The organism is Tepidibacter mesophilus, assembly GCF_002724055.1.
Taxonomy (GTDB): domain Bacteria; phylum Bacillota; class Clostridia; order Peptostreptococcales; family Peptostreptococcaceae; genus Tepidibacter_A; species Tepidibacter_A mesophilus.
On sequence record NZ_BDQY01000054.1, the window covers coordinates 1 to 1,553 of the forward strand.

General features: G+C 27.9%; 1 pseudogene. It reads right to left on the reverse strand.

The window, feature by feature from the left end:
* Positions 1-1,366, reverse strand: a pseudogene (locus Tmeso_RS15725) (IS1182 family transposase); the annotation flags it as partial.
* Between the last annotated feature and the right edge of the window lie 187 nt (positions 1,367-1,553).

Sequence of the window (1,553 nt, forward strand, 5' to 3'; positions counted from 1 at the left end):
ATACTCAAAAACAGCCTTTCAGGAGACTTATTCCATATCCAAAGGGCTAACTTTTTTAAATTGAGACATGTGAAAACAAGCAAAGCTTGCATTTTATTTTTTTTAAGACCTTTAAGTCTCGTATAACGCATACCATGCTTTTCTTTAATATCAGCAAAAACTCTTTCTATCGTTTGAGATCTAAGTGGATAAACTTCTTTGTTGTAGGAAGTATGTCTTAAGTGTTCAGCTTCTTCCATATATTCTTCCCAAACATGTCTAGCTATAACTTTAGTAGTATTCTTGCTTTGGGTACATTTATTTATATTAGGACAATTTTTACATATATTTTTATTAGATTTATATTCTTTATATCCATCTCTATTAGTTGTTGTATATTTTAGTACCTCACCTTCAGGACAAAGATAGCAATCATAATATTCATCATAAACAAACTCGTATTTTTTAAAGAATCCTTTTTTAGTCATAGGTCTTTTGTACGGAGTAACAGGTATAACATTATCATCTAATAAAGTTTTACATATATAGGGTGTTTTATATCCAGCATCAATAGCGATAGCTTTTGGGTTGAAATTTTCTTTCAATGATTTATACAGAGGGTCAAACATAACACTATCGTGTATATTAGAAGGAGCTATTTTGAAATCCAGTACAAATCCATTTTTATCACATGCTGTATGCAAAGAATATGCAAACATCTTTTCTTTTTCCCCTTTATGAAATAAACCACATTCTTCATCTGTAGTACTTACCTTTATAGATTTATACTTAACTTGGCTTTTTTTTTAGAAAAATCCTTTTGATTATGTAGTTTTCTCGATAAATTTATTTCTTTTTCTAGATGATTTTGATAGTGTTTAGCTTGAATTTGAACAGTTTCATTTTTTGATTTTTTCTTATTTGCATTTGCTTTTACATGAGTAGAATCTATAAATATCTCTTGTTCTTTCAAAAACTTATTTTTTTGAATTTCGCTAAGTATGTGTTCAAATATTTTTTCAAATACATCAGTATCTTTAAATCTTCTTATATAGTTTTTGCTAAACGTAGTGTGGTGAGGAATTTTACTTGTTATTCCAAATCCCAAAAACCATCTATACGCTAGGTTAGTTTCTATCTCTTTTATTGTTCTTCTCATAGAAGAAATACCAAACATGTATTGTATTAATGCTATTTTTATTAATATAACTGGGTCTAAACTAGGTCTGCCCCTATCGGGAGAATAGCAACTTTCAACTAAGTCATATATAAAATCAAAATTTATAGCTTTTTCGATCTTTCTAACTAAATGATCCTTCGGAACTAAATCATCAATGCAAAATGAGTTCATTTCTTTTCTATCATCTTCTAATCTTTTGTATAACATAAAATCAACCTCCCATATCATAAAATCTTTGTAATAACTAATTTAAAATGAGGATAATTTAAATGTTAGCTACTTTTGATTAATCTTTTACTATGAAACTTAGGTTGTATCGTTTAAATATCCGTTAAGAAACTTCGTTGTTTGACCGTAAGGGAGTTTAAGAAGTTTTAGGATATTTAATAAGATA